We start from the raw sequence: 19,818 nt of genomic DNA on the forward strand, positions 1-19,818 counted from the left end.
CAGAACTGAGAGCCTCATGAGCAGCACCATCAAGGGAATCGTCGCCTATCCCATCACCCCGTTCGACCGGGACACCGGAGCATTCGACCCCAAGCCGCTACACACGCTCCTCGACAGCATGATCAGCAGTGGTGTCGACGCGATAGCCCCACTCGGCAGTACCGGCGAGAGCGCCTATCTCGACGATGCAGAGTGGGAGACGGTCGCTCGGGAGACTGTCGACTACGTCGACCGCCGAGTCCCCACCGTCGTCGGAGTGTCGGATCTGACGACGGCGGGAGCACTCCGCCGAGCATCGATCGCGGCAGACGCCGGAGCCGACGCAATGATGATCCTCCCCACGTCGTACTGGCATCTGGGTGAGCAGGAGATTCGTGAACACGTCACCGCGGTGGCCGATTCCGTCGACATTCCCACGATGATCTACAACAATCCGGCCACCACCGGGATCGACATGTCGCCGGAATTTCTCGTCGATCTCGTCTCCACCGTCGACGGCGTCACGATGATCAAGGAATCCACCGGCGACATCACCCGGATGAACCGCATCAACGAACTGAGCGGTGGCACGATCCCCTTCTTCAACGGCAGCAATCCTCTTGCACTGCAATCTTTCTCTGCCGGTGCAAGCGGATGGTGCACGGCAGCCCCGTGTCTGGCCCCCGAACAGGTGGTGCACTTCTGGCGTCTACTCGAATCCGGTGATCGGTCGGGTGCCGCCGCTGTGTTCGAACAGATCGAGCCGCTACTGAAGGTCCTCGTCAGTCGCGGACTGCCGTCGACGGTCAAAGCCGGGTTGGAATCTCTCGGCATCGACGCCGGCCTTCCCCGCCGGCCCCTGCTGTCCCTCGACGACAACACCAGGACAGCTTTGTCCGACGCTCTGTCGGTGGCTCGCGGTGTAATCGTCGCGTCGTGACCTGACGTGGGAGTGGGTTCCGGCAAGATGGGATGCACACCGACCGAAGGAGGGGCACCATGTCCGTAGATTCACGGTCTGCGAGGATCGCCGTCACCGGCGCGACCGGTCATATCGGCGGACTGGTGGCCCGGTCGTTGGCCGACGCCGGTGTCCCACAGCGGCTGATCGCACGGTCGGTCAACCGATTACCGCAGCTCCCCGGTGCCGATTCGGCCGAGACCACGTACGGGGATCAGAAGCGCGCTCTCGCGGCTCTGGCCGGAATCGACACCCTCTTCATGGTCTCGGCGGCCGAAAGCGCAGATCGTCTGGATCAGCACCGCACCTTCATCGACGCCGCAGCGGAGGCCGGGGTCAGGCACATCGTGTACACGTCTTTCCTCGGCGCTGCTCCGGACGCGACGTTCACGCTCGCTCGCGATCACTGGGTCACCGAAGAACATATCCGCGCTTCCGGGCTCGCATTCACCTTCCTGCGCGACAGCTTCTACCTCGATTTCCTACCCGCTCTCGCCGGTGAAGACGGTGTGATCCGCGGACCCGCAGGGGACGGTCTCGTCGGCGCGGTAGCGCGCTCCGACATTGCTGCCGTCGCTGTGTCGGTTCTGCAGGATCTGGATTCTCATGTCGGACAGACGTACAACCTGACCGGACGGGAGGCACTGACGCTCTCCGAGGCCGCGAGCATCATCACCGAAGTCACCGGCAAGCGAACCACGTACGTCGAGGAAACGCTCGAGGAAGCTTACGAATCGCGGGCGTCGTACAACGCACCCGCTTGGGAACTCGACGCATGGGTGTCGACGTACACCGCAATCGCGCAGGGTGAATTGGCGCTGATCACGGGCACCGTGGAGGACCTTGTCGGCCGGCCTGCGCTCACGCTGCGTGAATTCCTCACAGCAGAAACCGCCTGATGCCACCACGCAAAGCAACCACGGCACGCAAGGCTGCCGCAAAGAAGGCTGCACCCAAGAGGAACACGACCAGAAAGACCGCCCCGAAGAAGACTGTCGCAAAGAAGAGCTCACGCGCGACGATGCCGGATGTGCCGACTGCCGGCCCTGGTGAGAGAGTCTGGCTCCTCGACGTTCCCTTTCGGACGCCGGCGCCTGGTGCGCAGTTCGTCAAGAAATGGAAGAGCTACGCGTGGGTCGGTACGGAGTTGCCCGTAGAACTCGCTCCATTCAAGGCACTCCCCTTCTCTTATCAGCAGTGGGTAGAGGACGACATCAATGACAGCACCGGTGAACGTCCCGTTGCTGCACCCAAAATTCCTCGGCCCGAGCAGGTTTCGGGGGCTGCAGCCGTCGTCGATGCCGCTCGCGCCGGCAAACGCGGATTTCTGTTGGCAGACAATGCAGGCCTGGGTAAGACGCTGATCGCAGTGATGTCTGCCAAGACGATTGCCGAGGAGCGCGGCGAAACCAACATCCTCGTCCTCGTCGATCGACCCGCACAGATCACCATTCCGCATTGGCGCTATTCCATCGCCTCGGTGGGCGACGGTGGATTCCGCTGGTTGATCATGTCGCCTGACCAATTGAAGAAGCTGATCGCGCGAAACGGCCGCCCCAAGTACACGTTCGGTGTGGTGATTGCCGACGAGGCCCAGCTGTACAGCAACGACACACAGCGCACGGCGGCATTCGAGAAGGTCGCGCGCTTTTCGAATGCTCACGAGCAAGCGCCGTTCGTCCTGTCCGTGACGGCAACACCGGGACACACGCCGGCCGACCAGCGTTACCTGGCACCGCTTTTCGCGCAGCTGCATTCAGAACCTTCGGAGTACTGGTCCGACCTGGGCGCCAGGCTGGTCGAGTCCGGCCTTCCGCTGGACAAGTCCTACGGGAAGTGGACGTGGAGCGCAGAGGCGAAGGAATCACCTACGCTGCAATCTCGCGCGCTCGAGACCGTGCGTGGGTGGATGTCGAACAGCAAACCGCCCTTGATGATTCATCGACCGACTCCGTGGGGACCTGTTCCGCTCGACGGTATGCCGATCGACCTCACCCATGCCCAGCGCGCCGAGTACGAGACGGAGTGGGCCGAGTACGCCTACGAAATGGGATTGGCCCGCAAGAGTCGCAACATCGCGCGCGGCCGTGCGCTGGTTCTGCGCTACCGACAGAAAGCGGGCATGATCCGCGCCGAGTCGACGGCCCAGTGGGCGCAGGCGCAGGTCAAGGCAGGCAAGCAGGTGTTGGTGGCCGTCGAATTCGTCTCCACGGCAGGTGATCCACTGGTCGAGATGATCGAAGACGCCGGGATCTCGGTGGCAAAACTGTTCGGTGCGGTGCCGGACAAGGAGGGTCAACGTCTGCGGTTTCAACGCGGGGACGCACCGGTCATCGTCTTCAATGTCACGACCTCGATCTCGCTCCATGCCAACGAAGCACTCCCGGACGGCACTCACGCGTCCCCGTTGCCACGGACGGGAATCTTTCATCAACCGCGATACTCAGGGATCGCGGCAGAACAGACGTTCGGTCGGTCGCATCGCGACTACCAGACGTGCCCGTGGGTCATACCCTTCGGCGTGGGCACCAAGGAAGAGGACGTCGCCACGGTCATGTTGCGCAATCTCAATTCGGTCACAGGTCTGAAAGGTGGTGATCGATCCGGTCTGCGGTCGCTGTCCGAACTGCTCGGCGTCGAGTGGCTAGAGCCTGATGTCTTGACCTCGGAGGGTTGATCTTCCAACGACCGTCCAACGCGCACAAACGAACGGTTTCGGCGGTATGCCCCAATTCTACTCCACCAAAACCGAATTCGGCTGACCGCTTCATTCCTTTCGGGACCTTGGGACTCAGGTATCTGTGACCAGACGTGGCAGACTCTTTCGAGTCGAGGTGCACCAGCCTCGAAACAGTGCCGAGAATGCGAGGGGTCCGATGCGCAATATCTACCGGTCATTGATGCGCAATGTCGGCCGTACACAATGGTTCTCGGATCTCGGCAAGGATCTGGTTCCGCTCGATCGAGCAGTGCAGAGAGTGTCGGGAGGCAAGCTCTCGCTGGTCGGAGAGAACACCGTGACTCAGCTACTGCTCACCACGACGGGCCGTAAGACCGGCCGTTCTCGAACCACGCCACTCCTGTACGCACCCGACGGCGATGCGTTTGTCGTCGTCGGTTCGAACTGGGGGCAGGATACGCATCCAGCATGGACACTCAATTTGATGGCAAACCCCACCGCGATCGTGACAGTGAAGGGCGTCGAAATACCGGTCGGTGCGAGTCTGGCGGAGGGCGCCACGCGTAAGAAGCTGTGGGAGCTCGCGACCACCACGTGGCCGCCGTACGAAACCTACGCCGATCGAGCATTCGGGCGCCAGATCCGCGTATTTCGACTCCAACCTGTCAAATAACTGCTGCCGGGCGCAGGATGGGAAGGACCACCCTGCCGAGCTCAGGAGCATTCGCGAATGTCCACAGCACTGACTCACGCAGAAGACACACAGATCACAGCTTCCAACGGGCGGATCGCACTGGAGCCGAACCCCCGCCGAATTCGAGCCTTCTTCGCTGGTCACGCCGTCGCAGACACCACTCGTTCGGTATACCTTTTCGAACGCGGCCGCCTGCCGATGTACTACATCCCCCTCGCGGACGTTCGTACCGAATTCCTCGTCCCGACGTCGACGACCACCCATTGCCCGTGGAAAGGTGACGCCACCTATTGGACGATCGAGATCGGGGATCGCCGGGCCGAGGACGCCGTCTGGACCTACCCTGAACAGTTCGACGGTTCCCTGGATCTGAGTGAGTACGTCGCATTCTATTGGGATCGCATGGACGCCTGGTACGAGGAGGATCAACAGGTCTTTGTCCACGCCCGCGATCCATACGTACGTATCGACGCACTCCCCTCGTCCCGCCACGTCCGGGTTTTTGTCGGCGACGTACTGGTCGCCGAGACGAGACGACCCAGACTGCTCTTCGAAACCGGACTGCCCACGCGGTACTACATTCCGAGAATCGACGTTCACAGCGAGTACTTTGCGCTGTCCCCGACCACCACGGCCTGCCCCTACAAGGGCACTGCGTCGTATCTGTCGTTCACCGGCACAACCGAACTCGCTCCGATCGAGGATCTGGCGTGGTTCTATCCGTTCACTACCGCCGAAGCGTCCGGGATCGACGACCACGTGTCGTTCTATCCCGAACGCGTCGGCAAGATCCTGGTGGACGGTGCCGAAATCTGAAAGGTGCTGGAGCCGAGAAGGTGTGGGTGCCTACCCCACTGCAACAGGGGATTCCGGGATTCGCAGTTCAGCCGTCTCCAGTCGGCGATCATGCACCCACACCATCGCCGTTGCAACGGAGAAGACCAACCCGGCGATGCATACTCCGTTCCAGCCGTACGACTTCCACACCACTGACCCCACCGCCGAGCCCACGGCAGCACCGACGAAGTAGGTGGTCATGTACACGGAATTCACACGCGAACGCGCTTCGGGGACAAGGGCGTAGATCACGTTCTGGTTGCTGACGTGCACTCCCTGCAGCGCGAGGTCGGCAAGGACGATGGCAACGAGAAACCACACCACGTGGGTGGCACCGGCGACAAAGGGAAGCCACGACACCAAGAGAATCGCGATGGCGCCGCCGGTCGCCAGCTGACCCAATCCCCGATCGGCCAGCCTGCCCGCCACCGTCGCCATCAAAGCTCCCGCCACACCGAGTAGTCCGACCAAGCCGATTTGAGTGTCGCTGTAGCCGAATTCGCCGGACAGAAGAAAGGCCATTGTCGTGAAGACGGTGCTGACAGCAGCAAAAGCCAGTCCGCCCATGGCCGATCGGGTTCTCAGGCGCGGCAAGGTCGCAGCCAACTTCCCTACCGAAGCGAGCGTTGCGCGGTAGCTTGCCTTCGGGCGATCTGCGGAATCGGAAGGCAGAGATCGCCACAATGCCACGGCCATCACCACCATCAGTACCGCCGCAACCTTGTATACCGTCGACCAACCTCCCAGTCCGGAGAGGACGCCGGCAACGCTGCGCGCCAGCAGGATTCCGATCAGCAGTCCGCTCATGATCGTGCCGACCACCTGACCGGACCTCTCAGGTTCGGCCAGTGAGGCGGCAAACGGAATGAGCACCTGGGCGGCGACCGAAAAGACTCCAGCGACAGCGATTCCCACTGCCAGCGTGGCAAAGTTGGGCGCAAATCCGCTGACCGCTTGACCGGTCGCCGCCAGCAGCATGAGCCCTACCGTCAGCTTGCGTCGGTCCACCATGTCGCCCACCGGAACCAGAAGTATCAATCCGAGTGCATACGCGACCTGCGCGATGGTCACCGTCGCGGCCGCTGCGGAGGCCGACACATTCAGGTGATCTGCGATGGAATCGAGGAGTGGCTGGTTGAAATAGTTACCGCCCGCGCACAGGCCCGTCGCCGCAGCCATCAGCAGCACTATCGGTAGTCCGAGCCTCGGACGCGCGTCGCTTGAAATCATGTCGTCAAGCATGACCGCCTACACCGACGCGCGTCCAATAGATAGATATGCATAATCTATCTCCAGAAACGATAGATTGGTGCAATGGAACTACGCCACATCCGCTACGCCCTGGCAGTCGCGGAAGACAGACACTTCAGCCGAGCAGCGTCGCGGTTGCACGTTTCCCAGTCCGCCTTGAGTGCCCAGATCAGAGACCTCGAAAAGGAACTGGGAGTCGAATTGTTCAACCGGAACAGCCGAAACGTCGGCCTGACTGCTGCAGGCGAGGTTTTTGTCGCCCGCTCCCGCGAGGTACTCGGCGCCGTGTCGAGACTCGTCAGTGATGTCTCCGCACGGAGCAACGAGCAAGTGCGGTTGACGGTCGGCACCATCACCTCGGCGGGGCGCGTCGACGTCGGCCGCGCGCTGGCAGATCTGACACGGCGCCACCCTGCAATCAACATCACCGCGCGACCGTACGGCAGTGAAGTAGTTATCGAGGGAGTCCGGTCCGGTGCAATCGACGTCGGCATTGTCGGATTGGCCGCAGGTCGCCTACCCAAGAGCTTTGCCGCCGCACCGCTGTGGAGTGAACCCACCGCAGCGTTCGTTGCTCCTGACCATCCCTTTGCCCAGGCTTCGTCGATCAGGCTCGAAGACCTACGCGATCACACTCTCGTGGACTTCGCCTCCGGCAGCGAGGCCCGTGTCCAAACCGACCAAGCCTTCGCCGAATCACAGGTCCCTCGGGGAAAAACACTTGAAGCCAACTCGGTAGACCTGATCTGTTCACTGACCGCCAACGGCCTGGGCGTAGGTTTGCTCCCCCAGTCCATGAGCGCCCTGCACCCCGAATTGGTCTGTATTCCGATCACCGATGCGCCGCATCGGATCGTCCACGCAATCACCGAACCCACCCATTCGTCGGCGCTCGCCCGCGAGTTCGTCGAACTACTCGCAGCGCAGTTCGCTACTTGAGCAGTTTCGACATTCGCCTGTCCGCCAACGGTTTACCGCCGGTCTGGCACGTCGCGCAGTATTGAAAAGAGCGCTCCGCGAACGACACTTCGCGTACGACGTCACCGCATACCGGGCACGGAAGTCCGGTACGAGCATGCACTCGCATCCCCGAGCGTTTCTCACCCTTGAGCCGGGCCGCGTCCTGACCTTCCGAACGCTCGATCGCGTCGGCCAGCGTGGATCGCATCACGGCATACAGCGTCGAAATCTGATCCGGCGTCAGCCGCGACGAGGTCGCGAAAGGCGAGAGTTTCGCGGTGTGGAGGATCTCGTCCGAGTAGGCGTTCCCGATACCGGCGATCAACGACTGCTCGACTATCGAGTTCTTGATCCGCGCCGACGTTCCGCCCAGAATCTGTGCGAACTCGGCTTCGGTCACAGCCATCGCGTCCGGCCCCAACCGGGCGATGCCCGGAACCTCCTGCGGATCGTTCACGACCCAGACGGCGAGGCGTTTCTTGGTACCGGCTTCGGTGAGATCGAATGCCGGCGTCAACCCTTCGGGTGTGAAGAAATGAACGCGCAGCGCCAACGGCCCCTTCCCCGGCTTCGGCGGCGTCGCCGATGGATTGTCCAGCCAGCGCATCCAGCCGGCACGGGAGAGATGCGTGACCAACCACAACCCGTCGCAATCCAGAGCCAGATGCTTCCCGAAGCGGGCGGCGCCCGTGACGTCACGCCCCTGCAGAGCAGTGATCGGCGGATCGAAGGTCTTGAGCACACTCAATGCAGCGATGTCGACGCGTCCCACCACTGCGCCGACCGCGTGCTGACGAAGGAACCCTGCCAGCGCTTCCACCTCGGGTAGTTCAGGCATGGCAACAGACTAACGCCGACCACGGACACTCACAGCGCGCTCAGTCCGTTTCCGTCTGCAGCACCACCGAATGCCCACCGCGTGCCTTCGCGGAGTACATCGCCCGATCCGCTCGCCGCAGCAGAGTCGGGTAGGCGACCAGCGCATCATCCGCTGATTCGAAAGGCCCTGCAATCTTCGCGATTCCGACGCTCGTCGCCACCTCGGGATGATCGGGCGAGGTGATCGTCGAACGGAGTAGCTCATGTTCGAGTCGATGGAACGAGTGTTGATCGACCGAATCGACGATGACGAACTCGTCGCCGCCTATCCGTGCGATCAAGGCCGCCGGGCCGGCGCATTCGACCAGCCTCGATCCGACTTTTTCGATCACAGCGTCACCGACGGTATGTCCGTACTCGTCGTTGATGGCCTTGAATCGATTGATGTCGACGGCGGCGACTACCAAGAGCGCCGAGTGCGTGTACGACCGCTCCAGCAACAGTCGTACTTCGTCGGCCAGTCCCCTCCTGTTGAGCAGTCCCGTCAGTGGGTCCAATTGCGAGTTCAACGCGTCGGTGCCGAGGATCGAGAAAATGAACTGACAGGCAAAGGGAATCACGTAGATTGCCGCGCCGACCAGTACTACCAACGCGACCAGAACCGGAACATCCACATCGTTTTCGACCACGGCCGTACGTGTCACGATGCCGATGACCACGACGAATACCCACAACATGTGAAGGCTCTGCATTCGAGCATTGTGGAAGAACGCGATGTATCCGCCGATCACCGAGAACATCACGGCGTGTGCCAGTGCTGCAAGTGGATTGGAGTACAGCAGCATTGCGGCCGCTATTCCCACTTCCGAGTAGAGCACAAAGGCGTAAGACCAGGAACGGGAGAGATTGCGCCTCGTCGAGAGGGCGACGGCCATCATCACGGTTATGACCATGATGACTGCGTTCGCGGTGCGCGCGTGCGCAGTGGTCGGTCCCTGTGGACTGAAGCGAGTGAGGAACATGATCACGGTGACCAGCACCAACGAGCAGACGACGAGAAACCGCGAGGCGACGGTCAACCCTTTGTCCGCGAGATAGCGATTGAAGGTGTCGAATTGGTCCGGACGCCGATACCAATCGACAAGTTGAGAAGAGATCAGCCGGAACGCGGGACCCGAGAGCGGTCGTCGAGACGCCACGGCGTCCGAACGCTCAACACTCTCGGCAGATTCCATAGGGTCAGAATAATCCAGTCAACTCCCCGCAATCAGACAATTTTCACTGTTTGCCGTCCCACATCACAACCTGATCGCCGCCGGCGGCCTTCGCGCGGTACATCGAGGCATCGGCTACTCGAAACAGTTCCGTCAACTCCTCGTCGGAAATAATCGACGACCATTCGGCAGAGGTGATCGCGACTCCGACGCTGGTGGTCACTACCGGATCACGATCGTCGATTCGCAAGTGCCTTCGCAGATTGTCTTCGAACGCAGGCGCTGCGCCGACGTCTATCGTGTCTACCAACACGAACTCGTCCCCACCGAATCTGGCGAAGAGCGCCTTCTCGCCGCCGCACCACCGCAGTCGATCAGCAATCTGGCGAAGTACGAGATCGCCTTCCTCGTGCCCCTGTGAGTCGTTGACGCTCTTGAACGAATCGACATCGACAATCGCGACGACATACGACGACTTGCTCGACGCATGCCCCGTCGCCCCCATTTCGACAACAGCTCGCTGCAGCCCGCGCCGATTCAGAAGCCCTGTCAACGGATCCACATCCGAACTGTCCGCGTCGGAGCCGAGAAGTGAGAGGACGAACTGGCAGGCGAACGGGATGACCACGATCCCGGTGGCGATGATCAGACACAGTGCGGTGGCCAACGCAGGATCCGCGTAGACCGCGACCTTTCGGCCGACCACTGCCAGAACCACGATGGACAGCGCGATGTGAACCGCCTGGAGTCTCGCGTTGTGAAAGTACGCGATGTAACCACCGATCAGTACGAAGAGCACACACTGGATCAACCCGATGAAAGGGTCGTTGTTCAAGAACACACCGACGAATACGCCGACCTCGCAGTAGGCGACAAAGAAGTACGACCACCGACGCGTGATTTCGGGCAGAAGGCAGAAGAGCACGATCACCGCAATCGTGACGGCGATGATAACGGCGTTGACGACGCTGGTGACGTGGTTGTGCACGCCCGCGTCGCTGAAGCGCAGCAGAGTCATCGCAATGATGACCGTCGTCAGCGAGCCGATGACCAGCAATCGGACAGCTAGCTCCAGGCCCTTCGTGGCGAGGTATCGATTGAAACTGTCGAATTGATCAGGACGCCGATACCACTGAACCAGAAGGTCGAAAGCCGACTTCACAGCTGATTTTTCACGGCCACGCGGCGCGGGCAGAATCGACTGCAGTCGGTCCTGCCCGAACGATGTCATGCGCAGATCATAGGTGCGCAGACCGTCGTTCGGGATCAAGAGGGCAGGATCGAGGCGGCAAATTCAGGGTCGGTTGTCAGCGCCGAACGAGGTACGTATCCATGATCCAACCGTGCTTCTCACGCAACTCCGCCCGGCGAGCGACGATCTGATCTTCGACGTCACGCAGTTTGCCGGAAATCAACTCCTCGTCCGGGGTCCCGAGGTACGCGCCCCACCAGATCTCGGCGTCGTTTTCGCTTACCTGAGTGAAGGTGCAATGCGCGTCGAGCATCACGACGGCATTGTCCACGCCGTCGGGCAATCCCTCGGCCAGTTTGCGGCCGGTCGTGATGTGGATGGGTTCGCCGATTCGGTTCAGGACGATCCGGTGTTGTGCAGCCAGCGACTGCACGCTGGTGATTCCCGGGATGACGGAGTAGTCGAACGAAACTCTCCCGCGAGCGAGCACACGCTCGACGATCCGCAGAGTGCTGTCGTAGAGGGAAGGGTCACCCCAGACGAGAATCGCGCCGACGCCAGGTTCGGCCGCGAATTCCGCTTCGAATTTCGCGGCCCGACGCTCGTGCCAGTCCTCGACAACCCCCTCGTAATCGGTGGGGGTTCGGTCCCGCGGCGGGTCCGTGATCTCGACCACCTTGTAGTCGAGGTGAACGTGCTCGTCGAGAATGCCGGTGCGCAAGTCGACCAGGGCCTGCTTCTCGTCACCCTTTCCGATGATGAAGAAGGTATCGGCCCTGTTCATAGCCTTGATCGCCTGAACCGTCACCTGGTCGGGATCACCAGCACCGATACCGATCACCAAGAGTTCGCGCATGTGCCGAGGCTATATTGCCGTGCGCCCTTATTAACCGCCGGAGGTTAATAAAGGCGCACAGCAGGGCAGGCCCTAGACTGATTCCCGTGACTGTCTCCACTGCTTACGAAGACCTCCTCCGGCTCGTCATGGAGACGGGTACCGCCAAATCCGATCGAACCGGAACCGGCACCCGCAGCATCTTCGGTCACCAGATGCGTTTCGATCTTGCCGACGGCTTTCCGCTCGTCACCACCAAGAAGGTCCACCTCAAGTCGATAGTCAACGAACTCCTGTGGTTCCTGCGCGGCGACTCCAACGTGGCGTGGCTGCACGAGCACGGCGTCTCCATCTGGGACGAGTGGGCCGACGAGAACGGTGAACTCGGCCCCGTCTACGGCGTCCAGTGGCGTAGCTGGCCCACCCCTTCGGGCGAGCACATCGACCAGATCGCGCAGACCGTCGAGACTCTGCGCTCCAACCCCGATTCGCGGCGGATCATCGTTTCGGCGTGGAACGTCGCCGACATTCCGCAGATGGCCCTGGCGCCGTGCCACGCTTTCTTCCAGTTCTACGTCGCCGACGGCAAGCTCTCCTGCCAGCTCTACCAGCGCAGCGCCGACATGTTCCTCGGCGTTCCGTTCAACATCGCCAGCTACGCGCTACTCACCCACATGATGGCCCAGCAGGCCGGACTCGACGTCGGCGAGTTCGTCTGGACCGGCGGCGACTGCCACATCTACGACAATCACGTCGACCAGGTGACCGAGCAGCTCGGCCGCGAACCGCTGCCGTTGCCGACCCTGAAGCTGAACAAGCGCGACTCCATCTTCGACTACACCTTCGAGGACGTGGAGATCGTCGACTACCAGCACCACCCCGCGATCAAAGCCCCGGTAGCGGTCTGACGATGACCGATCGCACAGTCACCCTCATCTGGGCGCAGGCCCACGGCGGCGTCATCGGCGCCGACAACTCGATCCCGTGGCGCGTGTCCGAGGACATGGCTTACTTCAAACGCGTCACCATGGGCCATCCGGTAATCATGGGGCGGCGCACCTGGGACTCCATTCCATCGAAGTTCCGTCCGTTCAGCGGGCGTCGGAACATCGTCGTCACACGCGATCCGCAATGGCACGCCGAAGGCGCCGAGGTAGTCCACAGGCTGGACGACGCCCTGGCGTTGCCGGACGGTGACGTCTTCGTCGTCGGCGGCGGGCAAATTTATTCGGCTGCACTGCCATTCGCAACGCATCTACTGGTGACCGAGATCGACCTCGACATCGCCGGTGATGCTTTTGCTCCCGAGATCGGCCCCGAATGGAACCTGAAATCCGACGAGCCCTGGCAGACCTCGGAGAAGAGCGGCCTGCGCTTCCGCTGGTTGGAGTACACGCGCTGACCGACTTCCGCCGATAACGAGGCACCTCGCGAGTGAGTCGGTCATACTCCAAGAAGGACATTCACCGCTTCCGAGAGGTCTTCGATGGACAAGAAGTCACTGACCGCTCTCGCTCGCCAACAGTTGAAACTGGCGGGCTCGGCGACCAGCGGTCGCAGTTCACAAACCGTCTACGGTGGCCACCAGCGCAGCCTGCGACAGACGGTGATCGCGCTGAGCGCCGGCAAGAGCCTCGCCGAACACGACAGTCCGGGCGAAGCCACATTGTTGGTCCTGAGCGGGAAGCTGAATCTTGTATGTGGGAGCGACCAGTGGAAAGGATCCACGGGTGATTTCCTGACCGTCCCGGCCGACCGGCACAGCGTCGAAGCGCTCGAAGACGTTGCATTTCTACTGACCGTCGCCATGAAGGGCTGAAATCGGTAGCGTCTTCCGCGTGAGCGAAACCGTGATCGAAGTGTCCGTCGTCGCAGCCCCGTCCGTACTCTGGCCCGCGCTGCGCGACCCGTCGCTGATTCGACGTTGGTTCGGCTGGGAGTACGACGGACTCGACGACGAAATCAACCAGATCTACTCCACCGCTGAGGCCGACCCCGAAGCGTTGACGCTGAAACTCGGAAACGGTGACCGTTTCTCACTTCGCGAACAGGACGGCAAGACGGTCGTCCGCATCGATCGGCCGGCCAAATCTGCCGACGACGACTGGTACGACGACATCACCGAGGGCTGGACGACATTCCTCCAGCTGCTCCGATTCGCAGTGGAGCACCACGGACTGGCCGAGCGTAAAACCATTTATCTCGACGGCCTTCTGCTCCCCGGTGAGAACGTGGCAAGCGTCCTCGGGTTCACCGAAATCGAATTGGAAGCGGGAAGTCGGTACGCGGTGACAATCGCTCCCGGCGACTATTTCGAAGGCGTCGTCGACTACGTCACCGACCACCAATTCGGGTTGACAGTCGAGGATCTCGGCCCTGGCCTGCTGTCTGTCGCCACCCAGTCGGTGACGGCGCAGCGGCCCGACGGAGGCATGTCCATCCTGCTGACCACCTACGACCTGAGCGATGACGAGTTCGACGAGATCAAGCATCACTGGTCGTCGTGGTGGGAAGGTCGCCGCCAGGAGAGCTGACGTTCGGTGAGGCGATATGCTTCGACCATGGTCGAAGCTTCGGGTCACAGTCCGGCACGTACGTTCGGCGAGTTGCTCGACCGCCTGGGCGATTCCAATGCCGACATACCGACACTCCACCGCCTGCTCGAGGCGGTCCTGGTGGTCGGCTCCGGCCTGGACCTCGACCTGACGCTTCAACGGATCATCACCTCTGCGACAACGGTTCTGGATTGCCGCTACGGCGCCCTGGGGGTCGCGGCGCCGGGGGGCGGGCTCTCGGAATTCGTGTACGAGGGAATCTCCGGGTCCCAACGCGCGACCATGGGACATTTCCCCGAAGGTCATGGCGTGCTGGGTGTTCTGATGAATCACCCGCAGACTTTGCGTGTGGCCCATCTCGGCGACCATCCCGAATCGGTGGGATTCCCCGCAAATCATCCACCGATGGAGAGCTTCCTCGGAGCGCCGATCATGATGCGGGGAAAGGTGTTCGGAAGCATCTACCTGACCGAGAAACGGGGACAGGCCGAGTTCACCCAGGAAGACGAGGTCATTCTCGAAGCCCTCGCCATCGCAGCCGGTATCGCTGTGGAAAACGCCCGACTGTTCGAGCAGTCACGAACTCGTGAAAGATGGCTCACCGCAACATCTGCCATCCGCTCGCGGTTGCTGGCCGGTGACTCGCTCGAGGACGGCCTGCAACTTCTTGCCAGTCGCGTTCGGGACCTGACCGGCGTCGACGACGTGATCGTGGTGATCTGCGAGAACGGCTACGCACAGGTTCACGCCGCGGCCAGCGCCCGGACCACGTCACGTGGAGTCAGAATCCCGGCGACCACTTATCCGTTCGACGTGGTGCGGAGCACTCGAAAGCTACAGGTACTCACCACTTTAGGCGCACTCACCGAACTGGTGCCGTCGGCTGGGAGTGCGGTCGTGGCACCGATGTGCGTCGCCTCGGGTGTAGTCGGCGCGGTCATCGTGGCGTCGAATTCCACCAACACACACTGGGATCACGACGAACTGACCCGGATCGAGTCGATGGCCGAACTCGGCTCCGTTGCAATCGAGTTCGACGAGAAACAAAAGGCGCAACGCCTGTTGTCCGTTCTCGCCGACCGCGACCGCATCGCACGAGACCTGCACGACAACGTCATCCAGCGACTGTTCGCGAGCGGAATGAGCCTGCAGAGCACGCTTCCGGACGAGACCCTCCCGGAGTCGGCGCGCGCGATTGTCAAACGATCTCTCGAACAGCTCGACAAGACAGTCCGCGAGATTCGGACAACCATCTTCGATCTGCAGACTCCCACAGCCACCGATTCGTCGAGCCTGCGCCGGCGCCTCCTCGATGTCATCGGCGACGCCACCGCACAGTCCGCTGTGACCCCGAGCGTCCAATTCTCCGGCGCCATCGACACTCTGGTGAATCCCGGGATCCACCAGCACGCCGAAGCCGTGCTGCGTGAGGGGTTGAGCAACGTCCTTCGGCATGCACACGCACGCCACATCACCATCGCTGTCACCGCGGACGTCGAATTTGCGATCACGATCGAGGACGACGGCGTCGGACTCCCCTCCGACTTCCACAAGAGTGGACTGCACAATCTGGAGCGCCGCGCCGAACATTGCGGCGGTACGTGCACGATCGTCAATCACGATCCGAGCGGTGCACGCCTGCTCTGGCGAGTACCGCTCGGTCGCACCAACTCGAATCGACCGAAATCCGGTCGTTAGATCCTAGCGACTGCCGCTACGGATTTCGGTCGCCAGCACCGCAGCCTGAGTACGACGCTGCATGCCCAGCTTCGAGAGCAGACGCGTCACGTAGTTCTTGACCGTCTTCTCTGCGAGGAACAATCGCGCGCCGATCTCCCGGTTGGTGAGCCCTTCTCCGATGAGGTCGAAGACTGCTCGCTCCTGATCGGAAAGTTCGGCCAACGGATCTGCTGTACGGTCGCTGCGGATCCGCTGCATCAGCGCCTCGGTTGCACGACTGTCGAGCAGTGAACCGCCGCGCCCGACTGTGCGGACTGCAGCGACCAAGTCGGTTCCGAGAATCTGCTTAAGGACGAATCCCGAGGCGCCCGCCATGATCGCGTCGAGCAACGCCTCGTCGTCGGCGTACGACGTGAGCATCAGGCAGCGGAGGTCGGGAAGCATCGAGCGGAGTTCTCGGCACAGTTCGACGCCGTTGCCGTCAGGCAGGCGTACGTCCAGAACAGCGACGTCGGCGTTGCTCTGCGGTACCGCAGCCAGCGCTTCCCCCACGGACGCCGCCTCGCCCACCACCACGAAGTCCTCGACCCCACCGAGTAGGTCGAACAATCCGCGTCTGACGATCTCGTGATCGTCGACCAGGAATATCCGCGTTGTCATCGAACCCCTCCAAAAGACATCTCACGTCGAACGGTACCGGAGACGGTGGACTCAGAACTCATGGAATGCATTCTCTTCACTTGTTGACGTGCCGGACGATGAGAACCGGGCAATCCGCGGTGTGCAGGAGCGCCCGACTGGTCGATCCGAGGAGCATTCCTGCGAATCCGCCGCGCCCGCGACTGCCGACGACTATCAACTGCGCCGTCTCCGCGTATTCGCTCAGGACTCGGACCGGACGGTCACGCGCGACGACTCTTTCGACGACGACGTCCGGGTAACGCTCGGTGAATCCGGCCAATTGCTCGGCGAGGACAACTTCCTCACCCGTCTGGATGCTGCTCCACAGTGGGTCGTCGGGGGTGGCGCCCAACGAGGGCTGCACACTCACGTCGCTCCACACGTTGACGGCAATCAAGGTGGCGCCCCGCGCGGAGGCCTGCTCGAAAGCGTGCTCGACTGCCTCGATGCTGCTTTCGGATCCATCGACACCGACGACGACGGGGCCCTCGGTCGGCGGTCGACCGTCGAGCGTCCGTCCTCGGACAACTGCAACCGGAGATTCGCCGTGCGAGACAACCGAGACCGTCGCAGAACCGACGACCAATCCGGTGAATTCGCCGTGCCCGCGAGGGCCGAGCGCAATGATGTACGCGCCCTTGGACAATTCGATCAGGCGATCGGAGACGCTGCCGTCGAGTAGTTCGGTGACGATCTCGAGGTCGTCGTCGATGCTTTGCCGCGCGAGGATCTGTGCGCTGTCCAGACGAGCGGTGGCAGTGCGCCGCAGTTCGTCCTTGAAGCTCTCGGCGAGGTAAGGCTCGGAGTAGTAGAAGGCTGGGATGTGCACCACCGTCGCGATGTGGAGCGGTCGACCGAGCGCCACCGCGGTCCTCGCCGCCCAGACGACAGCCGACGACGCCGATTCCGAACCGTCTACCGCTACGACGACGGGTTTGGTTGCACTCATGTTCGTCCCTCCACAATCGACCACAGAATCTCTTCGCCCTCACACTATTGCCCAATGACGGCAAAAAGGATTCATCAGCCGACGCGAGTCCCAAATCGGACATTGGGTGTTCGGGTGGACTGCGGCAACGGCCCCGCCAACATCCCTTTCGGGCGTCAACGAGGCCACCGGTGCCGGATTCGCACGCAAACCCTGGCTACTCGATCCACGTTAGGTGAAGAACCCGACCGGTCAGAAGTGAAAAAAGTCCTGTCAACAAGCGCCCAAAATCGGGTTTCGTACGCAGGAGATCCTGAACCACCTGCTCTGCTGTGCGCCTTTATTAACCGCCGGCGGTTAATAAAGGCGCACAGCAGGGTCAGTCACAAATCTTGCGGAACTTCTCGATCAGCTGCACTCGGCCGTTGCGGTCGGCCGCCAACGGCGTGACGTTGAGCGTCGTGACACCGGCTTCGGCGAAGGCTGCGACGCGTTCCTTGACGTAGCTCTCGGGACCGATCAACGACACTGCGCGAACCAGTTCGTCCGGCACTGCTGCTGCGGCTTCGTCCTTCTTGCCCGCGAGGTAGAGATCCTGGATCTTCTCGGCGGCCTCTTCGTAGCCGTAGCGCACCGCGAGATCGTTGTAGAAGTTCTTGCCCTTGGCGCCCATGCCACCGATGTAGAGCGCAAGGCTCGGGCGTACCCAGTCGAGCATGTGGTCGACGTCGTCACCGATGGCCAGTGCCGGCGACGCGTACACCTGAAGCTCACCGAGGCTCGGATCGCGCTTGGCCTTGCCCTTGGCGATCGGCTCACCCCACACGCTTGCTGCCTTCTCCGGATGGAAGAAGATAGGTTCCCAGCCTTCGGCGATTTCCGCCGTCAGCTCGACGTTCTTGGGTCCGAGCGAAGCGATCAGGATCGGGATGCGCTCACGCACAGGATGATTGATCAGCTTGAGCGGCTTTCCGAGTCCGGTGCCCTTCTCGGCGGGGAGGGGAACCTGGTAGTACTTGCCCTGGTACTCGACCTTCTCGCGGCGCCATACCTGACGGCAGATCTCGACGACCTCACGTGTGCGTCCCAGCGGAGCGTCGTACTTGACGCCGTGGAACCCCTCGATCACCTGCGGTCCGGAAGCGCCCAGTCCCATCACGAAGCGACCGTTGGAGACGAAGTCCAGGCCCGCCGCCGTCATGGCGGTCAACGAAGGGGTACGGGTGTAGATCTGAAAGATTCCGGAAGCGAGTTCGATGGTCGACGTCTTGGCCGCCAGGTAACCGAGCTGGCTGACGGCGTCGAAGGAATACGCCTCCGGGACGAAGGCGATGTCGAGGCCCGCCTTCTCCAGGTCACCGACCTCTTCGACGGTTTCGGCGAACCCGCCGCTGTAGTTCAAACCCATACCGATACGCACGTTGTAACCCCAATCCTGACGATTGCTGCCGTGTGCGATGCGCACACGAGCAGTGGTACTCCCATCGAACACTTACTCACATCGAACACTACGGAACCTGAGTCCGCATTCATGTGACTACCCCGTTCATATTCGATGACCGAAATGAACGGGGTAGTGGGAGAGCCTGTCGAGGGTCAGGATTCTTCGGGGCGAACCACCATGACGGGGCACTTGGCCGAAGCGATCAGGGTGTTGCTGGTCGAGCCGAGCAACATGCCGCGGAATCCACCGCGACCACGGCTTCCGACTACTACGAGCTGCGCTTTTGCCGACCAGTCCAACAGCCGTCCGCGTGGGTTGTCGAGGTATACCTCGCGCCGGACCTTCACGTCCGGGTATTGCTCGGACCATCCGGCCAAGCTCTCGCTGAGTACCGCGTGCTCTTCCTCTTCGAGAGACTGCGGGGCAAGCGCAGCGGCCCTCGGGTCTTCGAATGCCGCACTGCCGAGGTCACTCCACACGTGCAACGCCACCAACTCGACTCCGCGGAACGACGCTTCCTCGAAAGCCGCACCGACGGCCTGGGCGCTCAACGCGCTGCCGTCGACGCCGACCACTACGGGTCCTTCCGAGGGCACCGCACCATCGCGGTCCCGAACGACGATGACCGGACACTTGCCGTGACTGGCCACACCGACCGCGGTATTGCCGAGGACTGCTGTCGCCGCCTTGCCCGACGCCGACGCTCCGACGACTACCCGCCTGGCTTGTGCCGAACTCTCGATCAGCCACTGAGTTGCGCTGCCGATGGCGATTTCGGTGTGAACTTCGAGTTTCGGATCGATCTCACGGGCGAACTGTTCCGCCTCCGCCAAGATCGCTTTTCCGGCCTCTTCGACCCATTCGTACACCCCACCCGCGTCGACGTACGGTCCGCCGAAACCGTAAGGCGCGAAGTCGAGAGCGTGGATGATGTCGAGTCGCAATTCGCGCTGGGCGGCGATTTTCGCGGCCTCGCGGAGCGCTGTGGACGCAGTGTCCGAACCCTCGACTCCGACAACAACACTGTTATGTTCGCGTGAACTCATGTGCCCACCTTCCTGAAGAAGTAACCGAGCCACTTTCACTCTAACCATCCCACTTGTCCGGC

The 19,818-nt window shown here is 61.9% G+C and carries 20 protein-coding genes; 11 read left to right on the forward strand and 9 right to left on the reverse strand.

The features are described 5' to 3' along the window. The first annotated feature begins 16 nt into the window (after nucleotides 1-16). From M0639_RS21695 to M0639_RS21715, 5 genes are all read left to right on the forward strand, one after another. A complete protein-coding gene (locus M0639_RS21695) occupies nucleotides 17-919 on the forward strand; it encodes a dihydrodipicolinate synthase family protein (RefSeq protein ID WP_007727643.1) in 903 nt (300 codons plus the stop codon). Nucleotides 920-978: 59 nt separating this feature from the next. Continuing rightward, nucleotides 979-1,839, forward strand: coding sequence for an SDR family oxidoreductase (locus tag M0639_RS21700; protein ID WP_054188823.1), 861 nt, complete (start codon nucleotides 979-981; stop codon nucleotides 1,837-1,839). Then, entirely contained in the window at nucleotides 1,839-3,617 is a 1,779-nt protein-coding gene (locus M0639_RS21705; RefSeq protein ID WP_064074019.1) for a DEAD/DEAH box helicase family protein, read from the forward strand. The genes M0639_RS21700 and M0639_RS21705 overlap by 1 nt, the downstream gene beginning before the upstream one ends. Before the next feature lie 199 nt (nucleotides 3,618-3,816). After that, nucleotides 3,817-4,293, forward strand: a complete 477-nt coding sequence (locus M0639_RS21710) for a nitroreductase/quinone reductase family protein (RefSeq protein ID WP_064074018.1) — start codon at nucleotides 3,817-3,819, stop codon at nucleotides 4,291-4,293. 57 nt (nucleotides 4,294-4,350) lie between these two features. Beyond that, entirely contained in the window at nucleotides 4,351-5,130 is a 780-nt protein-coding gene (locus tag M0639_RS21715) for a DUF427 domain-containing protein (protein WP_064074017.1), read from the forward strand. A gap of 30 nt (nucleotides 5,131-5,160) precedes the next feature. On the opposite strand, the gene M0639_RS21720 is transcribed toward M0639_RS21715, so the two are convergent. Continuing rightward, on the reverse strand, nucleotides 5,161-6,393 hold the full coding sequence (locus M0639_RS21720; protein WP_042921334.1) for an MFS transporter: 1,233 nt from the start codon (nucleotides 6,391-6,393) through the stop codon (nucleotides 5,161-5,163). Nucleotides 6,394-6,465: 72 nt separating this feature from the next. On the opposite strand from M0639_RS21720, the gene M0639_RS21725 reads away from it, so the two are divergent. Next, nucleotides 6,466-7,341, forward strand: coding sequence for a LysR family transcriptional regulator (locus M0639_RS21725; protein WP_007727651.1), 876 nt, complete (start codon nucleotides 6,466-6,468; stop codon nucleotides 7,339-7,341). Here M0639_RS21725 and M0639_RS21730 read toward each other — a convergent pair. The 4 genes from M0639_RS21730 to cobF all read right to left on the reverse strand — a co-directional run bounded on the left by M0639_RS21730 (nucleotide 7,334) and on the right by cobF (nucleotide 11,443). Continuing rightward, nucleotides 7,334-8,200, reverse strand: coding sequence for an Fpg/Nei family DNA glycosylase (locus M0639_RS21730; protein WP_007727653.1), 867 nt, complete (start codon nucleotides 8,198-8,200; stop codon nucleotides 7,334-7,336). The genes M0639_RS21725 and M0639_RS21730 overlap by 8 nt on opposite strands. Nucleotides 8,201-8,240: 40 nt before the next feature. Further along, nucleotides 8,241-9,416, reverse strand: a complete 1,176-nt coding sequence (locus M0639_RS21735; RefSeq protein WP_064074016.1) for a GGDEF domain-containing protein — start codon at nucleotides 9,414-9,416, stop codon at nucleotides 8,241-8,243. A 43-nt stretch (nucleotides 9,417-9,459) separates the two neighbouring features. Continuing rightward, nucleotides 9,460-10,626: a GGDEF domain-containing protein gene (locus M0639_RS21740; RefSeq protein ID WP_223304416.1), complete on the reverse strand. Its 1,167-nt coding sequence runs from the start codon at nucleotides 10,624-10,626 to the stop codon at nucleotides 9,460-9,462. A 76-nt stretch (nucleotides 10,627-10,702) separates the two neighbouring features. Then, on the reverse strand, nucleotides 10,703-11,443 hold the full coding sequence (gene cobF, locus M0639_RS21745; protein WP_042921340.1) for a precorrin-6A synthase (deacetylating): 741 nt from the start codon (nucleotides 11,441-11,443) through the stop codon (nucleotides 10,703-10,705). 86 nt (nucleotides 11,444-11,529) lie between these two features. On the opposite strand from cobF, the gene M0639_RS21750 reads away from it, so the two are divergent. The 5 genes from M0639_RS21750 to M0639_RS21770 all read left to right on the forward strand — a co-directional run bounded on the left by M0639_RS21750 (nucleotide 11,530) and on the right by M0639_RS21770 (nucleotide 15,675). Continuing rightward, on the forward strand, nucleotides 11,530-12,330 hold the full coding sequence (locus tag M0639_RS21750; protein WP_007727661.1) for a thymidylate synthase: 801 nt from the start codon (nucleotides 11,530-11,532) through the stop codon (nucleotides 12,328-12,330). A 2-nt stretch (nucleotides 12,331-12,332) separates the two neighbouring features. After that, entirely contained in the window at nucleotides 12,333-12,824 is a 492-nt protein-coding gene (locus M0639_RS21755) for a dihydrofolate reductase (protein WP_047272583.1), read from the forward strand. Nucleotides 12,825-12,908: 84 nt separating this feature from the next. Further along, the gene (locus M0639_RS21760) at nucleotides 12,909-13,241 is read left to right on the forward strand and encodes a cupin domain-containing protein (protein ID WP_003946336.1); all 333 of its coding nucleotides are present in this window, start codon (nucleotides 12,909-12,911) and stop codon (nucleotides 13,239-13,241) included. A 19-nt stretch (nucleotides 13,242-13,260) separates the two neighbouring features. After that, nucleotides 13,261-13,956 carry a hypothetical protein gene (locus tag M0639_RS21765; protein ID WP_064074015.1) on the forward strand — a complete coding sequence of 232 codons (696 nt, stop codon included), beginning with the start codon at nucleotides 13,261-13,263 and terminating at the stop codon, nucleotides 13,954-13,956. Between the two features lie 27 nt (nucleotides 13,957-13,983). Further along, a complete protein-coding gene (locus M0639_RS21770) occupies nucleotides 13,984-15,675 on the forward strand; it encodes a sensor histidine kinase (protein ID WP_042921348.1) in 1,692 nt (563 codons plus the stop codon). 3 nt (nucleotides 15,676-15,678) lie between these two features. Here the strand turns inward: M0639_RS21770 and M0639_RS21775 are convergent, their stop codons facing one another. The 4 genes from M0639_RS21775 to M0639_RS21790 all read right to left on the reverse strand — a co-directional run bounded on the left by M0639_RS21775 (nucleotide 15,679) and on the right by M0639_RS21790 (nucleotide 19,756). Beyond that, nucleotides 15,679-16,317 (reverse strand): response regulator, encoded by a 639-nt coding sequence (locus M0639_RS21775; RefSeq protein WP_003946380.1) that lies wholly within the window; start codon nucleotides 16,315-16,317, stop codon nucleotides 15,679-15,681. Nucleotides 16,318-16,393: 76 nt separating this feature from the next. Then, complete coding sequence (locus tag M0639_RS21780; RefSeq protein WP_003946389.1) at nucleotides 16,394-17,287, reverse strand: universal stress protein; 894 nt, start codon at nucleotides 17,285-17,287, stop codon at nucleotides 16,394-16,396. Nucleotides 17,288-17,645: 358 nt separating this feature from the next. Next, nucleotides 17,646-18,686 (reverse strand): LLM class F420-dependent oxidoreductase, encoded by a 1,041-nt coding sequence (locus M0639_RS21785; RefSeq protein ID WP_007727670.1) that lies wholly within the window; start codon nucleotides 18,684-18,686, stop codon nucleotides 17,646-17,648. A 176-nt stretch (nucleotides 18,687-18,862) separates the two neighbouring features. After that, nucleotides 18,863-19,756 carry a universal stress protein gene (locus M0639_RS21790; protein ID WP_007727672.1) on the reverse strand — a complete coding sequence of 298 codons (894 nt, stop codon included), beginning with the start codon at nucleotides 19,754-19,756 and terminating at the stop codon, nucleotides 18,863-18,865. Nucleotides 19,757-19,818 lie beyond the last annotated feature (62 nt).

The sequence above is a fragment of the Rhodococcus qingshengii JCM 15477 genome (genome assembly GCF_023221595.1).
Lineage (GTDB): Bacteria > Actinomycetota > Actinomycetes > Mycobacteriales > Mycobacteriaceae > Rhodococcus_F > Rhodococcus_F qingshengii.

Coding starts and splice junctions, on each gene's coding strand:
- M0639_RS21695 (WP_007727643.1), top strand. CDS start 17: ATGAGCAGCACCATCAAGGGAATCGTCGCCTATCCCATCACCCCGTTC.
- M0639_RS21700 (WP_054188823.1), top strand. CDS start 979: ATGTCCGTAGATTCACGGTCTGCGAGGATCGCCGTCACCGGCGCGACC.
- M0639_RS21705 (WP_064074019.1), top strand. CDS start 1,839: ATGCCACCACGCAAAGCAACCACGGCACGCAAGGCTGCCGCAAAGAAG.
- M0639_RS21710 (WP_064074018.1), top strand. CDS start 3,817: ATGCGCAATATCTACCGGTCATTGATGCGCAATGTCGGCCGTACACAA.
- M0639_RS21715 (WP_064074017.1), top strand. CDS start 4,351: ATGTCCACAGCACTGACTCACGCAGAAGACACACAGATCACAGCTTCC.
- M0639_RS21720 (WP_042921334.1), bottom strand. CDS start 6,393: ATGCTTGACGACATGATTTCAAGCGACGCGCGTCCGAGGCTCGGACTA.
- M0639_RS21725 (WP_007727651.1), top strand. CDS start 6,466: ATGGAACTACGCCACATCCGCTACGCCCTGGCAGTCGCGGAAGACAGA.
- M0639_RS21730 (WP_007727653.1), bottom strand. CDS start 8,200: ATGCCTGAACTACCCGAGGTGGAAGCGCTGGCAGGGTTCCTTCGTCAG.
- M0639_RS21735 (WP_064074016.1), bottom strand. CDS start 9,416: ATGGAATCTGCCGAGAGTGTTGAGCGTTCGGACGCCGTGGCGTCTCGA.
- M0639_RS21740 (WP_223304416.1), bottom strand. CDS start 10,626: ATGACATCGTTCGGGCAGGACCGACTGCAGTCGATTCTGCCCGCGCCG.
- cobF (WP_042921340.1), bottom strand. CDS start 11,443: ATGCGCGAACTCTTGGTGATCGGTATCGGTGCTGGTGATCCCGACCAG.
- M0639_RS21755 (WP_047272583.1), top strand. CDS start 12,333: ATGACCGATCGCACAGTCACCCTCATCTGGGCGCAGGCCCACGGCGGC.
- M0639_RS21760 (WP_003946336.1), top strand. CDS start 12,909: ATGGACAAGAAGTCACTGACCGCTCTCGCTCGCCAACAGTTGAAACTG.
- M0639_RS21770 (WP_042921348.1), top strand. CDS start 13,984: ATGGTCGAAGCTTCGGGTCACAGTCCGGCACGTACGTTCGGCGAGTTG.
- M0639_RS21775 (WP_003946380.1), bottom strand. CDS start 16,317: ATGACAACGCGGATATTCCTGGTCGACGATCACGAGATCGTCAGACGC.
- M0639_RS21780 (WP_003946389.1), bottom strand. CDS start 17,287: ATGAGTGCAACCAAACCCGTCGTCGTAGCGGTAGACGGTTCGGAATCG.
- M0639_RS21790 (WP_007727672.1), bottom strand. CDS start 19,756: ATGAGTTCACGCGAACATAACAGTGTTGTTGTCGGAGTCGAGGGTTCG.